This is a genomic window from Anaerococcus vaginimassiliensis, assembly GCF_900626155.1.
GTDB classification, from domain to species: domain Bacteria; phylum Bacillota; class Clostridia; order Tissierellales; family Peptoniphilaceae; genus Anaerococcus; species Anaerococcus vaginimassiliensis.
Genome location: NZ_LR130844.1, coordinates 127,218 through 145,604, shown reverse-complemented (window position 1 = coordinate 145,604; position 18,387 = coordinate 127,218). Strand labels below are relative to the sequence as shown.

The 18,387-nt window shown below is 33.2% G+C and carries 17 protein-coding genes, 1 tRNA gene and 1 other annotated feature; of the genes, 14 read left to right on the top strand and 4 right to left on the bottom strand.

Annotation, left to right across the window (positions count from 1 at the left end):
• Positions 1–2 precede the first annotated feature (2 nt).
• Complete coding sequence (gene topA / locus E0D87_RS00710; protein ID WP_130818951.1) at positions 3–2,057, top strand: type I DNA topoisomerase; 2,055 nt, start codon at positions 3–5, stop codon at positions 2,055–2,057.
• Positions 2,058–2,090: 33 nt separating this feature from the next.
• On the opposite strand, the gene mscL is transcribed toward topA, so the two are convergent.
• Positions 2,091–2,501: a large conductance mechanosensitive channel protein MscL gene (gene mscL / locus E0D87_RS00705; RefSeq protein ID WP_130818950.1), complete on the bottom strand. Its 411-nt coding sequence runs from the start codon at positions 2,499–2,501 to the stop codon at positions 2,091–2,093.
• A gap of 117 nt (positions 2,502–2,618) precedes the next feature.
• On the opposite strand from mscL, the gene E0D87_RS00700 reads away from it, so the two are divergent.
• The 5 genes from E0D87_RS00700 to E0D87_RS00680 all read left to right on the top strand — a co-directional run bounded on the left by E0D87_RS00700 (position 2,619) and on the right by E0D87_RS00680 (position 5,935).
• Positions 2,619–3,209 carry an NUDIX hydrolase gene (locus tag E0D87_RS00700; protein ID WP_130818949.1) on the top strand — a complete coding sequence of 197 codons (591 nt, stop codon included), beginning with the start codon at positions 2,619–2,621 and terminating at the stop codon, positions 3,207–3,209.
• Positions 3,199–4,029, top strand: a complete 831-nt coding sequence (locus E0D87_RS00695) for an aminoglycoside 6-adenylyltransferase (protein ID WP_130818948.1) — start codon at positions 3,199–3,201, stop codon at positions 4,027–4,029. Before E0D87_RS00700 ends, E0D87_RS00695 begins: the two co-directional genes overlap by 11 nt.
• Positions 4,030–4,035: 6 nt before the next feature.
• Positions 4,036–5,247, top strand: coding sequence for a D-alanyl-D-alanine carboxypeptidase family protein (locus E0D87_RS00690; RefSeq protein ID WP_130818947.1), 1,212 nt, complete (start codon positions 4,036–4,038; stop codon positions 5,245–5,247).
• A gap of 43 nt (positions 5,248–5,290) precedes the next feature.
• A tRNA-Arg gene (locus tag E0D87_RS00685) sits at positions 5,291–5,367 on the top strand.
• Positions 5,368–5,467: 100 nt separating this feature from the next.
• Positions 5,468–5,935, top strand: coding sequence for a nucleoside deaminase (locus E0D87_RS00680; RefSeq protein WP_130820164.1), 468 nt, complete (start codon positions 5,468–5,470; stop codon positions 5,933–5,935).
• 1 nt (position 5,936) lies between these two features.
• Here E0D87_RS00680 and E0D87_RS00675 read toward each other — a convergent pair whose 3' ends face one another.
• Positions 5,937–6,341, bottom strand: a complete 405-nt coding sequence (locus E0D87_RS00675) for a VOC family protein (protein WP_130818946.1) — start codon at positions 6,339–6,341, stop codon at positions 5,937–5,939.
• Between the two features lie 157 nt (positions 6,342–6,498).
• Between E0D87_RS00675 and E0D87_RS00670 the strand changes: the two genes are divergently transcribed.
• From E0D87_RS00670 to E0D87_RS00645, 6 genes are all read left to right on the top strand, one after another.
• Complete coding sequence (locus tag E0D87_RS00670; RefSeq protein ID WP_130818945.1) at positions 6,499–7,446, top strand: NAD(P)-dependent oxidoreductase; 948 nt, start codon at positions 6,499–6,501, stop codon at positions 7,444–7,446.
• Positions 7,443–8,072, top strand: a complete 630-nt coding sequence (gene udk, locus E0D87_RS00665; protein WP_130818944.1) for a uridine kinase — start codon at positions 7,443–7,445, stop codon at positions 8,070–8,072. Before E0D87_RS00670 ends, udk begins: the two co-directional genes overlap by 4 nt.
• Positions 8,062–9,873, top strand: a complete 1,812-nt coding sequence (gene glgB, locus E0D87_RS00660; RefSeq protein WP_130818943.1) for a 1,4-alpha-glucan branching protein GlgB — start codon at positions 8,062–8,064, stop codon at positions 9,871–9,873. Before udk ends, glgB begins: the two co-directional genes overlap by 11 nt.
• Positions 9,863–10,330 (top strand): UPF0158 family protein, encoded by a 468-nt coding sequence (locus tag E0D87_RS00655; protein WP_130818942.1) that lies wholly within the window; start codon positions 9,863–9,865, stop codon positions 10,328–10,330. The genes glgB and E0D87_RS00655 overlap by 11 nt, the downstream gene beginning before the upstream one ends.
• Positions 10,331–10,353: 23 nt before the next feature.
• Entirely contained in the window at positions 10,354–11,484 is a 1,131-nt protein-coding gene (locus tag E0D87_RS00650; RefSeq protein WP_242618423.1) for an FAD:protein FMN transferase, read from the top strand.
• Between the two features lie 150 nt (positions 11,485–11,634).
• A complete protein-coding gene (locus tag E0D87_RS00645) occupies positions 11,635–13,110 on the top strand; it encodes a DUF1846 domain-containing protein (protein ID WP_130818940.1) in 1,476 nt (491 codons plus the stop codon).
• 13 nt (positions 13,111–13,123) lie between these two features.
• On the opposite strand, the gene E0D87_RS00640 is transcribed toward E0D87_RS00645, so the two are convergent.
• Together E0D87_RS00640 and E0D87_RS00635 are read right to left on the bottom strand one after the other, a co-directional pair.
• Positions 13,124–14,488 carry a hemolysin family protein gene (locus tag E0D87_RS00640; protein ID WP_130818939.1) on the bottom strand — a complete coding sequence of 455 codons (1,365 nt, stop codon included), beginning with the start codon at positions 14,486–14,488 and terminating at the stop codon, positions 13,124–13,126.
• Positions 14,489–14,546: 58 nt separating this feature from the next.
• Positions 14,547–16,679, bottom strand: a complete 2,133-nt coding sequence (locus E0D87_RS00635) for a metallophosphoesterase family protein (protein ID WP_130818938.1) — start codon at positions 16,677–16,679, stop codon at positions 14,547–14,549.
• 129 nt (positions 16,680–16,808) lie between these two features.
• Positions 16,809–17,023 (top strand) — a binding site (T-box leader).
• A gap of 44 nt (positions 17,024–17,067) precedes the next feature.
• Between E0D87_RS00635 and E0D87_RS00630 the strand changes: the two genes are divergently transcribed.
• Together E0D87_RS00630 and E0D87_RS00625 are read left to right on the top strand one after the other, a co-directional pair.
• The gene (locus E0D87_RS00630; RefSeq protein WP_130818937.1) at positions 17,068–17,292 is read left to right on the top strand and encodes a hypothetical protein; all 225 of its coding nucleotides are present in this window, start codon (positions 17,068–17,070) and stop codon (positions 17,290–17,292) included.
• A 9-nt stretch (positions 17,293–17,301) separates the two neighbouring features.
• On the top strand, positions 17,302–18,387 hold the full coding sequence (locus E0D87_RS00625; RefSeq protein ID WP_130818936.1) for an ABC transporter substrate-binding protein: 1,086 nt from the start codon (positions 17,302–17,304) through the stop codon (positions 18,385–18,387).

Here is an 18,387-nt window from a genome sequence, read left to right as displayed (position 1 = left end):
ATTTGGCTAAGAACTTAGTAATAGTAGAGTCTCCAACCAAAGCAAAATCAATCTCCAAAATGCTCGGCAGAAATTATAAGGTGATGGCAACTATAGGTCACCTTAGAGATCTACCAAAAAGCAAGTTTGGAGTAGATATAAAAAATGACTTTGAACCTGAATATATAAAGGTTAGAGGTGGGGCGAAAACTATTAATGAACTAAAAAAAGAAGCAGATAAGGCAGAAAAGGTCTATTTGGCAACCGACCCTGATAGGGAAGGAGAAGCTATAAGCTGGCACTTGCAATTTCTTTTAGGACTTGATCCAAAAGATAAAAACAGGGTCGAGTTTCATGAAATTACAAAAGAAAATGTAAAAAATGCAATCAAAAATCCAAGAACAATCGACCAAAATCTAGTAGATGCCCAACAAGCAAGACGTGTGATGGATAGGATAGTAGGCTATGAGATTAGTCCAATCCTTTGGAAGAGAGTAAAATCTGGTCTATCCGCTGGTAGAGTTCAATCTGTTGCCCTAAAGCTAATTGTAGATAGACAAAAAGAAATAGATGACTTTATTCCAGAAGAATATTGGACAATAACAGCTCATCATGACGTTGACAAACTTAAATTTGATTCAGAGTTTTATGGACAAGTTGGTAAAAAAGTTAAGATATCAAATGAGAGCGGAGCTAAGAAAGTCCTAGAGAAAATAGATAAGGATAAGTTTGAAGTTGTAAAAATTAATAAAACTAAAAAGAGAAGAAAACCTCAAAAGCCACATACAACTTCAACCCTCCAACAAGATGCATCAAATAGGCTTGGATATTCTACCAAATATACCATGCAGCTTGCCCAACAATTGTTCGAAGGTATAGACGTTGGCGATGGATCTGTCGGTCTTATAACATACATGAGAACAGATGCTAACAGGATATCCAAAGATATAGTAAATGAATCCCTAGCTTTTATAAAAGAAAAGTACGGAGATAAGTACGCTGGCAAAGGAAATACTTACGCTGGCAAGAAAAAGGGCAGCCAAGATGCCCATGAGGCGATTAGACCAACATCCATAAAGAGAAGTCCGATAGAAATAAAAGAGTACCTAACAGACCAACAATATAAATTATATAAGATGATTTGGGAAAGAGTCGTAGCAAGCCAAATGGCTGATTATGAATATCTTTCAACTCAAATATTATTTGATAACAATGGACTTGCCTTTAAGACTAATGGCAAAATAACAATATTTGACGGTTATAATATCTTATCAAAGGCAAACGAGAGCGAAAATATATTACCTGAACTAAAAGAGGGGAATGTAATCTCTGCTAAAAAGATTGACAAAGACCAACACTTTACCAATCCTCCAGCAAGATATACAGAGGCTTCCCTAGTTAAAACTTTGGAAGAATTTGGAATCGGTAGACCATCAACATATTCTGCAACAATCAATCAAATTATTTCAAGAAACTACGTTGAGCTTGAAGGAAGAAGTATATATCCAACTGATCTTGGAAAAACTGTAAATACTTTCCTCCAAGAAAATTTTGATGATGTAATAAATGTCGAGTTTACTGCAGAAATGGAAGATGCTTTGGATAACATAGCTCTTGGCGATAGGTACTGGAAGGAACTTTTGAAATCATTCTACAAAGATTTTGAAAAAGACATGAAAGGCGTCAAGAAAGATAGCAAGGACTACAAGGTAAGAGATGAAGTTCTCGATGAGAAATGTCCAAAATGCGGCAAGAACCTCGCTATAAAACACGGTAGGAATGGTAAGTTTATCGGTTGTACTGGATTTCCAGACTGTGATTTCACAAAATCTATTGTAAAATCAACTGGGGTAAAATGCCCTGAATGTGAAGATGGAACCTTGATTGAAAAAGTTAGCAAAAGAGGCAAAAGATTTTATGGATGTGATAACTATCCAAAATGTAACTTTGCACTTTGGGATCCTCCAACAGGAGAGAAGTGTCCTGAGTGCGGATCTTTGATGATTCATAAGAAAAATAGGTCGACAGATGAGATAAGATGCTCATCATGTGGCTATGTAAAAGAGAAAAAAAGATAGAAAAAAAGCTGGAAGAAAACTTCCAGCAATTTTTTATTCATTTACGTTATTGTAATTATCTAATTTTGATGTGCAGTGTGGGCATCTTGATGCTTCTACTGGAATAGAACTTTTACAATAAGGGCATTCTTTTTCAGTAACTTCTTCTTTTGCTTCTTCTTTGTGTAGAGAATTTAATCCCTTAACAATTAAGAACATTACAAAAGCAATGATTAAGAATGAAATTACAGCGTTGATGAAGTTACCAACTTTAAGGCTTGCACCACCAACACTAACTACGATATCTTGGTAGTCGATACCTGCTGTTAGCCCTGAGATAATTGGCATTAGGATATCATCAACCATGCTTGTAACAATAGCTGTGAAAGCAGAACCCATAATGATACCGATAGCCATGTCTAAAACATTGCCGCGGGCGATAAATTCTTTAAATTCTTTAAACATAATTCCTCCTATTAATATATCTAAACGTTCGTAGATATTATACCCATTGATAAAAGTTTTCAACTATAAATTTGACTTTGATAAGTGAATTTAATATCATTTTATATAGGAGTACAGATGAAAAATTTATTAGTAGATGACGAATTTTATAATAAATTAAAAAACTATGCGGTATTTATTCCCCTAGTAGAAATAGACGGTGAAGATCATATTCTTTTTGAAGTTAGAAGCAAGAATATTACCCAGCCGGGCGAAGTTTCTTTTCCTGGAGGAAGGGTAGAAGATGGCGAAGATTTCAAAGATGCAGCCATTAGAGAAACCACAGAAGAGCTTCTATTAGATAGAGAATATATAGAGTATATGGGATATTCTTCTATGATATTAAATTCATCTTTTAGACATATAAAAAGTTATTATGGGAGAATTAAGAAAAATTTTGAAGATATAAAGTATAATGAGGAAGTAGAGTCAGTTTTTGCTGTCAAAGTCAAATATTTCAAAGAAAATCCTCCAATCATGTATAGGGCACCCTTCTTGATGGATTTTCCTGAAGATTTCCCCTTTGATAAAATTCCAAATGGACGAGACTATAAATTTACTACGGGATATCATGATATGTATTTCTATAATACTGAACCTGTGATTTGGGGATTAACAGCAAAACTTTTGAAAATTTTTATAGAAAGCTGGACAAGTAATGAGAAGTGATATAAAAAAAAGATTCGTAGACTATGGCAGGGACAAGGAATCCATTGTATCGATCTTTTGTATTAAATCAAATACAAACGAAGAGTTTGTCGACTTATATACTGTTGTAGATGAAATTATAATAGGTAAACTTGAAGATGATCTAAGGGTTTTATTTGATGATATAATATTGATAAATAGGGTGAAGGATAGTTTTGATGTTGATAAAAACAAACAAAATTATACCAAAATCCAAGCCTACAAGAAGGATAATGTGAAAATATCTGAGTCAATCATAGCTAAGGATTTGGCAAATGATTTTATGAGAACTTTGCCAGGAGATATTGAGTATATCTACAACAAGCCTAATGAAGAAATGCTTAAGGTAAACAAAGACTTTAAGTACAGTCTACCAAAAGAGTACGAGTTTAAAACATGTGTAGACAGTTTCTTTGCAAATGCCATAGAAGTTTCTTTATATATAAACCAAAAAGATCCAATAGCTGCTTGTATCAAAATGGATGACTTAAGAGATGAACTTTTAAAGATGTTAGATTTTCATCTTATAAACAAGTTTTATGGTCTTAGAAATATAGGAGTTGATGGGTCAAACCTAGTTCATACTTTGAGCAAGGAATATAGAGAAGACTTGGAGTTGACTTTCCCAACAAATGAATTGTTAGATATATACAACTGCCTATTTAAAGCTTGTGGACTTTTTAGAAAAGTAGGCATGGCTGAGGCAGAAAATCTTAACTATTCATACAACAAAGAAGCTGATGTAAATACCCTAAAGCTATTGAGGGATAATTATAGAAAGCTAGAATCTTTTTTAAGGTAGGTTTATATGAAAACAAGAAAATTTAGGTTGGCAAGCCTTCTAAGTATATTTGTATTTTTATTTACAAGTATGGCTTATGCCAAGGGTGAAGGTAGAATAGTTGGTCTTGATGAGAATGTTTCAGCATACCTAATAGGTAATGAGGAAACTGGCGATATATATTATGAGAAAAACGCTGATGAAGTTAGACCAATAGCATCTCTAACAAAGCTAATGACTTTTTATTTGGTAAGAGATGCCATAGAAGAAGGAAAAATTAGTTTAGATACAAATGTCAAGGCAGACAAACGTGCAGAAGAACTTACTAGTTGGGAATATTCCGCTCTAGGACTAAAGGAAAATGAAACTTACAGTGTGGAAGAACTCCTCCAAGGTCTAATAGCAGTAAGTGGTAATGACTGTGCTCATCTATTGGCTAAGGCTGTTTCTGGATCTGAAGAAGCTTTTACTAAAAAAATTAACGAAAAAGCAAAGGAATTAGGCTTGGAAAGTCAAAAGTACTATAATGCAAGTGGTATTGATACAGAAGATGACAAAGAAAATGTCTCTTCAGCGAGAGATTTGTACAAGCTATCCATGGATTTGGTTAAAAAATATCCAGATATTCTAAATTATTCATCTATGGATGAGGTTAATATTCCAGGCAAAGGAATTAAAAAAGATTCAACTATTCCACTAAAAAATGAAATCGACGGAGTAGATGGCTTAAAAACTGGTACTACAGAAAAGGCTGGCTATTGTTTGATTACTACACTTGATATGAAAGAGCTAGATGGAAATGACGATTTTAGGTGTGTAGGAGTAGTACTCGGAGCAGATGAAAAGGATATAAGAGATAGTGTAATGAGCGATTTGATCTATTACGTATCAAGATACTATTCATGCGAGAAGGTCCTAGATACAAATAGAAGTGTAGAAAGCGTAGAAGAAGTATCTGCTAAACAAGGCTACATTGATTTATATCCAGCAGAAGACTTAACAATTATTTCTAAAGATAAAAAACATGTGGCTACTAAAATCAACCTAGATAAAAATATCAAAGCTCCAATCAAAAAAGGACAAGTACTAGGTAGTGTCGATGTCAACTATGAAGGAGAAGATTACAAGATAGATTTACTTTCTAAAGATGATGTAGAAGAAGCAAGTACATTTGGAAAGATTACTAGAAATGTGAAAAACAATGTCAATTTCTTGCTTCAATTGTTGATTGCAAGGTAAAAAGTGTTATAATAATAGAGGACTAAATTTTTAGTCCTTACTTGTATCGGTAGCTCAGCTGGATAGAGCACCGCCCTCCTAAGGCGGGTGTCGGAGGTTCGAATCCTCTTCGGTACACCAAAATTATGGCTGTTGGTTATCAACAGCTTATTTTTATGCGAAATTCTAGGAGGCTAAGTTGGTTAATGAGATAGATAAAAAAGAAAATAATTTCTCTAAGATGGATATGTTTTTCATGCAAGAGGCAATTAGCGAGGCAAGGCTTGCTCGTTTTGTAGAAGAAGTTCCTGTTGGAGCAGTTATAGTTTATAAGGGTGAGATAATAGGTAGGGGTCACAATTATACCTTCAAAGGAAAATCTGCCCTAAAACATGCTGAAATAATGGCAATCAAAGAAGCTAGCGAGTATATGGATGATTTTAGACTAGAAGAATGTACAATGTATGTAACTATGGAACCTTGCTCCATGTGTGCTGGTGCTATAATTAATTCTAGGATAGATAGGCTTGTGATTGGCATTAGAGATCCCAAAAGAGGGGCTTGTGGGTCAAATACAAATGTAACAGGTGATAGAAGTCAGCTTCACTATCTTGATGCGGAATTTGGCCTAGCAGAAGAAGAATGCCTTTATGAAATCCAGACTTTTTTTAGGTATTTGAGGCAAAAGAAAAAGAACAAATCGAAGTGATTTATTCTTGAATTTCAGCAATAAATTGCCAAGATATATTGTACTTGTCGATTAAAGTTGTAAATAATTTTTTGTTTATTTTTTGAGGCTCCATAGTAACAGTGGAGTCTTTTCTAAAATTCATATAGGCTCTATATAAATTATCTGAACTTGTCTCTATTACAATTCTCACATTGTTGCCATTTATAATCATACTATCATTAGTAACATCATATAGGTAGATCCTATTATCATAGACGTCGATATGGGAATTGTATATCCTGTCTTTTATCTCGTCCGGATGATTATATTTTTTAAAATCACTATACCTAATTATCTTATTAGGTTCCTCAATACCAAAAACCTCACAATAATAATGTATTGCTTCTATACATTTACCATCTGTAAAAGCTAATCCAACTGCCATCTTAATTCCTTTCTATATTCTATTATTAATTTATCACAATAAACTAATATTTACAAGTTAACTTATAAAAATCTCCAGAGCTTTATTATTTAATTATATGTAAATCGAGTATAATAATATCAAGTAAACGATATACATTTAGATAAAGGAGATTGAAATGAAAATTAGTCTAATAGATCCATTAGAAGTTGATGAAAAAATAATAGAAGATCACAAGAAAAAAATAGAAGAATTAGGCCATGAATTCGAATATTTTGATAAGTCAGCTAAAGATGATGATGAAAAAATTCAAAGACTACAAGGTACTGATGTAGCAATGATTACTAACAAACCATTAACTAGAAAGGTAATCGAAGAAACTGATTTAAAATTAGTAGATGTTGCCTTTACTGGAGTTGACCATGTAGATCTTGACGCTTGCAAGGAAAAGGGAATTGTCGTAGAAAATGCAAGTGGATATTCTGATGATTCCGTAGCTGAACTTGTTTTAGGTCTAACTATCGGTGTACTAAGAAAGTTTAATGAAAATAGAAGAAATATTTTTGATGGTGAAAATAACTACCTACTTGGGGAGCTAATCAAGGGAAAAACATTCGGTATCATCGGAACTGGAAACATCGGATCAAAACTAATCGACCTACTAAGCGTTTTTGGATGTGAAATAATTGCATATTCTAGAACAGAAAAGGAAGAAATTAAGGCTAAAAATGTAGAATATGTTAGCCTTGAAGACCTTCTAAAAAGAAGTGATATTGTTTCTCTTCACATTCCAAATAACAAAGAAACAAAACATTTCTTGGGAAAAGTTGAACTAGATCTAATGAAAGATAACGCTGTACTAATTAACTGTGCTAGAGGTGCAGTTGTAGATAATGAATATCTAGCAAAACTATTAAATGAAGATAAATTAAGAGCAGGAATAGATGTATTTGATATGGAACCACCTCTTCCAGAAGATTATCCACTAAGAAATGCTAAAAATGTTATTTTAACAAATCACGTTGCTTTTTATACAAAAGAGGCAATGGAAATTAGAGCTGATATAGTATTTGACAATCTTTACCAATATCTAGAAGGAAATATCGTTAACGAGATTAAGCTATGAGCGATGTAAAAATTGTTGCGGTCGCTGGTGGATCTGCCAGCGGCAAAAGTTCTATTGTAAGAGAAATTGCGGCCTACTTTAAGGATGATCTTACAGTTATAGGACATGACAATTATTACAAGGCTCATGATGACATTAGTTTTGAACAAAGAAAAACTTTAAACTATGATTATCCTGGTGCCTTTGACAATGATTTGTTCTATAAAGATCTAGTAAAACTTCTAGATGGCAAAGAGATTGATATGCCTACTTATGATTATAATAATCACACTAGGAGCAAAGAAACTGTTAGGGTTAAACCTACAAAGATTATTCTAATAGAAGGAATATTAGTTTTATATGATGAAAAGATTAGGTCAATTACAGATACCAAGGTGTTTGTAGATGCTGATAGTGATGTAAGACTTCAAAGAAGGATCCTAAGAGATACCAAGGAGAGAGGCAGAAGCCTAGAATCTGTTTTGACTCAATACATCGGTCAGGTCAAACCTATGCATGAAACTTATATTGAGCCTAGCAAAAAATACGCTGATATAATAATCCCTAGAGGTGCTAGAAACCTAAAGGGAATTCAGATTTTGAAAAGACATATAAAACATTTGATTGAGGAAGATAATGAAGGTTAACATAATTGAAACTAACCATAGTTATATTAAAGATTATATAGATGGTCATTCAAGTGCAGGAGCTGATATTTGGGGAGCGCAAAAAGATTGTGACGGATATTATATTTTTAGAGTACTCGCACCAAATGCAGATGAAGTTTACATCAAGGGTGATTTTACTTCTTGGCAAAATGTAGCTATGACTAAAAACTATGAGTATGGTTATTTTTTTATAAGGCTTAAGGCAAGTGTTGGTGACTATTACAAGTATGTAGTAAATCATGAGGGCAATTTTGTAGAAAAAACTGACCCTTTTGCCAAGGCTATGGATAAAGAAGGAGACTTTGCAAGTATCATTACAGATGATAGCTACGAATTTGCTGATGATACTTTCATTAAAAATAGGAGCAAGAACTTCGATAAGCCACTAAATATATATGAAATCCACATAGGATCTTGGAAGCGTTATGGAGATAATGTCAACTTTTTAGATATAGTAGATGAATTAGTTTCCTATGTCAAGAAGATGAACTACACTCACGTTGAGATTATGCCTATAACTGAATACCCATATTATCCATCCTGGGGATATCAATCTACAGGATTTTTCGCGACAAGCTCTAGGTTCGGCAGTCCAGTTGACCTAAAGAAATTTGTAGATATCCTTCACCAAAATGGGATAGGGGTAATACTTGATATGGTTGCAGTTCATTTTGCGTCAGACTTTTATGGTCTCGATCATTTTGATGGAACTGGAATGTATGAATCAGTTTATCCCGACCTTAAATATTCTGAGTGGGGTTCCAACAATTTCGATTACTCAAAGGGTCATGTAAGAAGTTTTATGAAATCAGCCTTTTCATATTGGATAGAAAATTTCCATTTCGATGGCATAAGAATTGACGCCGTTAGCTACATGATTCACTATAATGGAAATAAGAACCGTGGAGTTCACCAAGATAATATAAACTTTATTAGAGATTTAAATAAAACTATTGCAAGTGACCACCCAGATGTGATGTTAATAGCTGAAGACTCATCCGACTATCCAAAGGTAACAGCAAGTGTTGATGAGGACGGACTTGGCTTTGACTATAAATGGGATTTGGGTTGGATGAATGATACCTTGAGGTATTTTAAGACTGATTCTATGAATAGAGTAGACCATCAACAAAATATAAACTTCTCTATGTTTTACTTTTATAATGAGAAGTTTGTACTCCCACTAAGTCATGACGAGGTCGTTCACCTAAAGGGTGCTGTTGTGAATAAAATGAATGGATCTTATGAGGAAAAATTCAAACAACTTAAGCTACTTTTCACTTATCAAATGACTCACCCGGGCAAGAAGCTAAACTTTATGGGTAATGACATCGCAACCTTTGATGAGTGGAACGAGAGTGGATCAATAAATTGGGATATATTGAAATTCCCAGTGCATGATTCATTTAATAGATTTATAAAAGATTTAAACTACCTCTATAAAACTGAGAAGGCATTTTTCGAGAAAGATTTTGATGAAGAAGGATTTTCTTGGAAAGTTGTAGACGATAATGTAAACTCAGTATTTGCCTACGAAAGAAGATCAGGAGATGACAGATTTTTGGTTGTTTTAAACATGACTAATACTTACAAAGCATCTTACAAAATTCCTTATGACGAAGAGTTAGAATTTGTAGAGGTAATAGACTCATTATCAGAAATCTATGGCAACAGTAGGTGGGATAAGAGAAATATAAAAATAGAGAAAGGAGAAGATTTAGCCCTTGAGCTTTGGGAATATGAGGCACTTGTGCTAAAAATAAATACTTATGAGCGTTAGAAAACCAATCAATCTATCGTGGCTTGTTGAAAAATGGACCTTGATAGATGAAGATTCATATCTAAAGAATATGTGGTTAAATACAGAATCTTTAGATTTTATAAGAATAAATCAGGAAATACAAACTCCAGAAGATATAGAAAAAAGCTATATTGATATAGACCAAGACGTGGAAAACTTCGTGCTACTACCAACTGCAGATGAGCTTGACGAGCACGAACTTAGGGAAGCTTTTATTGCAAGTCTTGACAGACATCAAAGAGATAATTTCCTGGATAATTATGATGGAATTGATCCTAGGGAAGAATTTTTAGATATTGTCTATGAGCAAGGTCTAGAAAGTGAGTGGAATAGTTTTAGAGATAAAGCAGCAGCAGATATATTACTAACATGGGCTCTTGGCGAATCAATCCCAATAAATAAAGATATGGAGACAATTAATATAAATAAATTATGAGATTAAGAAAGATATTTTACCCTTTGGCACTTGTATTAGTTTTAGCGTCTTGTGCCAACAATAAGGATAATAAAGAACCTGCTACAGATGAAGTTAGCAAGGCAGAAGAAAATGTAAGTGTAAAAGAAGATGAAAATAAAGTAGAAGAAACAATAGATGCTAGTCCTCAAGAAAACAATTTAGAAAAACTAGACAAAACATATTACGATTATTTTGATACAGTAACTACTTTATTAACATACTCAGATGATAAGGAAAGTTTTGACAAATCTTGTGAGATCTTAGAAGAAGAGCTTGCAAAATATCATAAGCTATACAACTCCTATGACGATTTTGAAGGAGTAAACAACTTTAAAACAATTAACGATAAGGCAGGGATAGAACCTGTAAAGGTTGATCCTGAAATAATCGAGTTAATTGAATATTCTAAGAAAATGTATGAGCTTACAGATGGAAATATCAATATAGCTATGGGTTCCCTCTTAGGTTTGTGGCACGAATATAGGGAAATGTCAATCAACGATCCCTCTAAAGCTGCCATTCCTAGCGAAGAAGAGCTAGTAGCTAAAAGCGAGCATAAAAATATAGATGCCATTGAAATTGACAAGGAAAACTCAACTGTATACATCAATGATCCAAATGTACAAATTGATATCGGAGCTATTGGAAAGGGCTTTGCTACTGAAAAAATGGCAAACAAGCTAAAGGAAAATGGCTTTAGTAGAGGAATACTATCAGTTGGTGGCGATGATGTAATCATTGGAGTAAATCCAAACTCAAGTAATGGAGCATGGAAGATTGCAGTTCAAAATCCTTTCTTAGAAGATAAGGAAAATCCATATTCATCAATCGTATCTGTAAAAGATACATCAGTAGTAACAAGTGGTGACTATCAAAGATTTTTCACAGTTGATGGCAAAAATTATCACCATATTATAGATCCAGCTACCAAATATCCATCTAATAAATGGAAATCAGTATCAGTAAAAGCAGATAGCATTGCTCTTGCAGATACCTTGTCAACATATTTATTTATAGTTGACCACGAAACAGGACTAAAAAAGGCTAAGGAAAATGGAATTGAAGCATACTGGATTGATCCAGAAGGAAATGAATTTAAAACAGATGGTTGGGAAGCCATGGAAGATAAGTAGAAATTGGAGGTGGGATACCCATCTCTTTTTTTATTTGTCTATAAAGTACGATAAGATAAAAGTAGAAAATAAATACATATGATGCCCAAAAAATAACTTTTTTTGTAGAAGATTTTTTGGTATAATCTAAGAATATGATTGGAGGTCAGAGTGAAATTAGCTTTTAATAACGATAAATATTTGAAGTTGCAATCAGAGAAGATTCTCGAGAGGATAGAAAGTTTCGATAAATTATACTTAGAATTTGGAGGAAAGCTTTTTGATGACGAGCACGCATCAAGAGTTCTCCCAGGATTTTTGCCAGATTCTAAACTACAAATGCTCCTAAACTTAAAAGACCAAGCGGAAATAATAATTACCATAAATGCCAATGACATAGAAAACAACAAGGTAAGAGGTGACAATGAAACTTCTTATGATGTTGAAAGTCTAAGGCTAAAGAAGGCCTTTGAAGATTATGGTTTTTATGTAAGTGGGATTATTATTACCCAATTTGATAACCAACCAAAAGCTATCAAATACCTTAAATATCTGGATAATCTTAATATTCCAAATTACAAAACTTACGATATAGAAGGATATCCAAATAACATAGACCATATTATTTCTAAGGATGGTTTTGGAAGAAACGAAAGACTCATAACTACAAGACCTTTGGTAGTTATAACAGCTCCAGGACCAGGATCTGGCAAGATGGCAACTTGTTTATCACAAATGTATTTAGACCATGAAGCTGGAATAAATGCTGGATATGCAAAGTTTGAAACATTTCCAATATGGAATATTGCCCTAAAACATCCAGTAAATATGGCCTATGAAGCAGCTACAGCCAACCTTGATGATGTAAATATGATAGATCCATATCACTTGGATTCTTATGGTCAACTTGCTGTAAATTATAATAGAGATGTTGAAGCCTTCCCAATTTTAAAGAAAATGTTTGAAAAGATAATGGGATCTTGCCCTTACAAGTCTCCAACAGACATGGGTGTAAATATGGTAGGCTATTGTATAGAGGACGAAGAAGCTGCTAAAACAGCGAGCAAAGAAGAAATCATCAGAAGATATTACAATACCTTAATTGACTATAGATTTGCCAAAGAAAGCTACCATGCCCTAGAAAAAATAGAAATGCTAATGAGCCAATTAGAAATTAGTCCCGAAGATAGGGTTGTAGCTGTTAAAGCGAGGGATAAAGCTAAAACTAGTAAGACAGAAGCATTTTCTATTGAACTTGATAATGGAAAGATTATTTCAGGTAAGAAAAGCGACCTACTAACAGCTCCGTCAGCTTGTATATTAAACGCACTTAAAAAATTAGGTAAGCTTGATGATGAGATTCTATTAATTTCACCACATATTATAGAGCCAGTTTCTAAGTTAAAAACTAAATCCTTGGGTGGCAAGGAAACTTCCTTATCTATTAACGAAATGCTAATAGCTTTATCTATATCAGCTACTACAAATCCATTAAGCCATATGGCTATGGAACAAATTGAAAAGCTAAGAGGACTTGATGCTCACTCTACAGTTATCCTTGAGGATAATCAAAGAAGAATGCTTAGAGAACTAGGTATCAACTTTACCCAAGATCCAGTCCTTCATCACGATGAATATGAATACTAAAAATAGACCCTAGCTAGGGTCTATTTTTCTTATAATGAAGTTTGTATTCTTTTTTTGCTTCTTCTTGTTGATCTTTGTTTATAAGTATATTAGCCTTTAGAATCTTCTTGTCATCTACAACTATTTTTCTTATCTCGCAACCGAAACAGCTAATTGATAGTGTATCTAAAGTATTATCACTAGGAATAAAATCTAGGTTCTCTATTATAAGCCCTGATATAGTTTCGTGTTTATCAGAATAAAGATAAGTACCTATATGTTCATTGACATCATCTATATCCATACTTCCATCAACAATGAATTCATCCTCGCTAATCTTTTGTATTTCAGGAAGCTTTTCATCATATTCGTCTTCTATTTCGCCTACGATTTCTTCAACTATATCTTCTACAGTTACCATTCCAGAAAATCCACCATATTCATCAATTAGGATTGCTATGTAGTTTTTATTTTCTTGAAGTTCCTTAAGGAGGATATCTATCTTTTTAGTTTCAGGTACATAGTAGGCATCTTTTATGCAATTATCTAGATTTATTTTTTTGTAGTCATTTCTCTTATATTCTAGGAATAAATCTTTTATATAAACTGTGCCCAATATATTGTCTATGCTATCTTTATAAACTGGAACCCTAGAGTACCCTTCTTCTAGCAAATCATTTATAGTATCTATATTAAATTCATCGTAGTCTATCATATATATAGATGTTCTAGGAGTCATGATTTCTCTGGCGATTTTATCATCAAAGCTCATAATATTGACAATCATCTCCTCGCCTTGGCTATTTATTACACCTTGTTGACTTGAAACTCTAATGTAGGATTTTAATTCTTCCTCAGATATTTTCTCTTCAACATCTTCTGAGTATTTACCTATTAGTTTTAAAACCAAAACTGTTGTTAGGGAAAGCAATCTTACAAAAGGGTAAAACAATTTGGATGCTATTGCTATGATTTTGCTTGATTTTAATGCGACAGATTCAGGATTTTGGAGGGCAATTCTTTTAGGAACTAGCTCTCCTAAGACCAAAGTCACATAGGATAGGGCAAAGGTAACAAGGATAAATGCTATGGTTTGTCCGTATCCGATTCCAAGATTTTTAAAAACGTCTCCTAAAACTTTTGATATACTAGTTGCAGCTGAACCAGATGAGAAAAATCCAGCAAGGGTAATGGCAACTTGTATAGTTGATAGAAATCTTGTCTGATCAGCTGATAAAGCTATCAAAGTTTTAGCTCTAGTATCTCCATTTTCAGCTAATTCTTTAATTTTATTGTTGTTTACAGAAACCATAGCCATCTCTGCAGAAGCAAAAAAGGCATTTACCATTGTTAGTATAATTATAAGTATTAATTTCGGCCATAAGGCTCCATCGTCCATATTTATTCTCCTTTTTAATTTTTAAGTAAATTGTAACATAAATTTTCTAAGCTAACAATTAATTATTTGTATCGTCATATTCGATATAATTGAAATAGTGGTCTAATTCATTTAAGTTGGCATTTTGATAAATAGAGGTCATTTCTTGGTTGATTTCACCGATTAGACCTAAGACAAAATATCTCAAAGATGCTTGACCGAACATCTTATTTGATATATTTTCCTTAGCTCTTGTCATAACTCTTGAATAAGCAATAGTTTTCGCCAAGTCAACTCCTGTTATCTTAGATTTTTTAGTTATAAATCTAGAAAAGAAGTTTAGTAAATCTCTGAGCGTTGTAACTCTTGCTACCATATATTTGTAGGCGAGATTTACAGGAAATCCCTTAGTTTGAATCAAATCGTTAAAAAATTTCTTATTTGACCCATCTTTTTCAAGCTTTGTTTCGCTAGTCACCTTATCAAATACTTCATTGATTTCGCTTGCTCCATAATCAAGCAAGGTTCCAATTATATCGTAGGAATGATCATTTATATTATCAATCATCTGCTGGATATAGGCAGGTTTTTCCTTTGGATTAGTAGATCTATATTGGTAAATGTAATTGGCAAAATCATAGAAAGTGTGACCTTCATCATCTATAGGCATAGAAAATATTTTATTAGTAATCCTATCCATAGCATTGATTACAAAAGTTGGTGTCAAAATTTTCTCAGCCTGAGCTAGAATATTATCTACAGCTTCTTCTATATTTTCTGCCTTTATAAATAAGGTATTTGCTAGGGCCTTAATTCTAAATTCGTAGTGATTGTTTACGTCATTTACTATAATCCTTCCAATAAACTTGCTGTAAATGGGAAATCTATCAGCAATCTTAGGAAAAACTATTTCATTCATATAGTTTTCATAAGGAATATTGATACCTGTCTTTGAGCTTATATTGTCTATAATTTCCTTTTTGAAATGCAATTTATCGAGCTTTGGATTATTTGCTTGGATCCTAATATAATTATGGATGACGTCATTTAAGCTTAGTTGGTCTGTCATTGTATAAAGGATTGCATCGTCTACTTTGTGATGTTTTCCATAATGATCTGTATAGATGAATTTATCTATTAGCTCAGTATTTACAAAAACATCAAAACCGTGATCTGTTGAGGTTTTATTTTCAATATAAATATGCCTGATTGGAAGTGGGTAGGTTATAGTAGATCCAGTTTGGATATCATAGATTGAATTACCCAAGGCACTTGTATACTTGGCGGTACCATTTTCATGCAAGTGACCAGTAAATACAAATTTGACCCCACAATCAGCAAAGACTTCTATTGGAGTTTTTCTATTAATCCTTGGATCTGGATCGTTCAATATGTCTCTCCATTCTTTGATTATAAATGGAGAGAAGGCTACTTCTTGATTTCTAAAGTTTGGTACAAGGGCGTGGTGAGCGACAAGTATAACCATATCCTTTCTAGACTTTGCTTCTTCAATCTTTTGAACAATCCATCTGATTTGTTCTATGGTAATAGATCCTGGGATATTTTCCCTACCATCCCTATGTTTTTCCTCAGTATCAGCAGAATAAATTGAAGTATCTACCATAATTATAGATAGTCCATTTTCTGTTGATGAGTTTTTCTTAATCCTTGCAAGATACGAAAAATATCCATGGGCGTAGTAAGAAAACTCATAAGACCTATCATATATTTTATTTACCTTATCCAGATAAGACTTAAAAATATCGCTATCTCTATAAAACTCAACTATAGAATCATCCTTGTAGATGAAATCATAGATTTCTTCAAATTCTCTAGGAGATACATTTTTGGTCTTTTGATCTTTTTTGTAATCATAAGACCTGTGGTTGTTTAAATCGTGATTGCCTGGAATCATGAAGATTTTTCTCTTAGGATCTTTTTCTTTCCAAATTTTTAGATATGTAGCCACAAGCTTGTGAGACTCATATTCTCCTTCTTTGACTAAATCTCCAGGGAGAATTAGATACTCGCTTTGGGCTCTATCTACAATTTCTAAGGCTCTTTTAAATAAAGCTTCACTTTCTACGACCAACTTTCTTTCAACTTTTAATTCTTTTATAAAACTTTCGCTAGTTCCCATCAAGTTTCCAGCTAGGACATGGGGATCTGAAATTATTGATATATCAAAATCTTTTATTGTTTCTTTGTTCATATTTTCCTCTTTATAATTCTATATTCATTATACTTAGTAGCTTTCAATTTACATCTAGAAAAATAATTCCTAGCATATTGCAAGGAATTAAAAAACATAGTATACTGAAACAGTAGTATATAAAATCCATATAAAACCATGATAAGAAAAGTACATATAGAATAAGTCTTACAGAGAGGGTGATAGCTGAGAAAGCCTAGATTTTATTTGTATGGAAGTGCATCTTTGAGTTTTGTAGCTGACTAATTAGGCTATGACAGTGCGAGTGTTATATCGCAAATGAGTTTTCTAGATTGTTCTAGAGATGAATTTAGGTGGAATCACGGGTAGACCTCGTCCTTTTACAGGGCGGGGTCTTTTGTATGCTAAAAAAATATAGGAAGGTAATATGAAATTTATTAAAAAACTAGCTATAATTTCTAGCTTTACAATCTTGACTGCCTGTTCTACTTCTAAAGTAGAACAAAAAACAAATCCAATCGATAATAATAAAATTACAGCAACTAGTCAAGTGAAAGCTAGCACTGCTGATTATCAAGAAGAAGAAATTATAAACTTTGACGATCCAAACTTTGATATAGAAAAAGTTGAATACGATTCATGTTGTAAATAAGGAGAGAATATGAAAAACAAAAAAACAATTGCGCTAGCTCTTTTGATGGCACTAAGCCTTTCATCTTGTGTTAAGAATGGAGAAGAGGCACAAACATCACAAAATACAGAAACATCACAAACGGAAGAAACAAAGACAGAAGGAAAAGTTCTAGATGAAAATCATTTTATTGATGAAGAACCAAGATACGGAACAAAGGTAAGAATCGGTTTTGATGGAGATCTTTGTATAGCAGGTCAAAACATGGCTGAAATCGAAGGGTACTTCAAAGAAAACAATATTGATGTAGAATTTGTAAATACTAAATCAGGTAAAGATGCACTAGGAAGTGGACAAATTGATGTTATGACTGGAGAATTCGGTGGACTCCTAGTTCCGGCAACTAAGGGACTTAACTATGTCTTCTCTACAGCAAGTCATTCAGGTTGTAAATCACTTTATGTACTAGATGAAAGTTCATATCAATCAACTAAAGATTTAGTAAAAGAAAATATTGCTGTAACAAACGGTATAGGAAACAGCGGTCACAACACACTTTTAAGATTTTTGGTTAATGATGGAATAGATCCAAACGAAGTAAACATTAAACCGGTAGATCCAGCTGCTGTTATCCAAGCTTTAGAAAATGGAGAAATAAAAGGAGCTGTTCTTGATGACCAATTTGCTCAAGAATTTCTAAAATCTGGCAAGATTAGACCAATTAGGTCTCTAACAACAGATGAGGACTTCAAGAAAGAAGTTTGCTGTGTAACAGCCTTTAACAAGGACTTTGTTGATCAAAATCCTATGCTTGCAGAGCTTGTTGCAGAACAAATTGAAAAGGGAAATCAATATGTTGCAGAAAATCCTGAAGATGCTGTAACAAAACTACAAGCTAAAAATTTAGCCTCTGGAGATCCAGATGTAGCTGTTGATTTATTGAAAAAATATGACTATAACTTAGACAATAAAGATGGACTCGATACAATCAGAGCATACTTTGACGATTACAAGAAGTTAAACCTTATAGATTCATCTAAATCAACAGAAGATTATATAAGTGAATATTGGAGACCATTAGGAAATGGAGAAGTAAAAATCCAAGAAAGGAAATAG

Excerpts from the sequence above, each read along its gene's own strand:
- mscL (WP_130818950.1), bottom strand. The coding sequence starts at position 2,501 with ATGTTTAAAGAATTTAAAGAATTTATCGCCCGCGGCAATGTTTTAGAC.
- E0D87_RS00700 (WP_130818949.1), top strand. The coding sequence starts at position 2,619 with ATGAAAAATTTATTAGTAGATGACGAATTTTATAATAAATTAAAAAAC.
- E0D87_RS00695 (WP_130818948.1), top strand. The coding sequence starts at position 3,199 with ATGAGAAGTGATATAAAAAAAAGATTCGTAGACTATGGCAGGGACAAG.
- E0D87_RS00690 (WP_130818947.1), top strand. The coding sequence starts at position 4,036 with ATGAAAACAAGAAAATTTAGGTTGGCAAGCCTTCTAAGTATATTTGTA.
- E0D87_RS00680 (WP_130820164.1), top strand. The coding sequence starts at position 5,468 with ATGGATATGTTTTTCATGCAAGAGGCAATTAGCGAGGCAAGGCTTGCT.
- E0D87_RS00675 (WP_130818946.1), bottom strand. The coding sequence starts at position 6,341 with ATGGCAGTTGGATTAGCTTTTACAGATGGTAAATGTATAGAAGCAATA.
- E0D87_RS00670 (WP_130818945.1), top strand. The coding sequence starts at position 6,499 with ATGAAAATTAGTCTAATAGATCCATTAGAAGTTGATGAAAAAATAATA.
- udk (WP_130818944.1), top strand. The coding sequence starts at position 7,443 with ATGAGCGATGTAAAAATTGTTGCGGTCGCTGGTGGATCTGCCAGCGGC.
- glgB (WP_130818943.1), top strand. The coding sequence starts at position 8,062 with ATGAAGGTTAACATAATTGAAACTAACCATAGTTATATTAAAGATTAT.
- E0D87_RS00655 (WP_130818942.1), top strand. The coding sequence starts at position 9,863 with ATGAGCGTTAGAAAACCAATCAATCTATCGTGGCTTGTTGAAAAATGG.
- E0D87_RS00640 (WP_130818939.1), bottom strand. The coding sequence starts at position 14,488 with ATGGACGATGGAGCCTTATGGCCGAAATTAATACTTATAATTATACTA.
- E0D87_RS00635 (WP_130818938.1), bottom strand. The coding sequence starts at position 16,679 with ATGAACAAAGAAACAATAAAAGATTTTGATATATCAATAATTTCAGAT.
- E0D87_RS00630 (WP_130818937.1), top strand. The coding sequence starts at position 17,068 with ATGAAATTTATTAAAAAACTAGCTATAATTTCTAGCTTTACAATCTTG.
- E0D87_RS00625 (WP_130818936.1), top strand. The coding sequence starts at position 17,302 with ATGAAAAACAAAAAAACAATTGCGCTAGCTCTTTTGATGGCACTAAGC.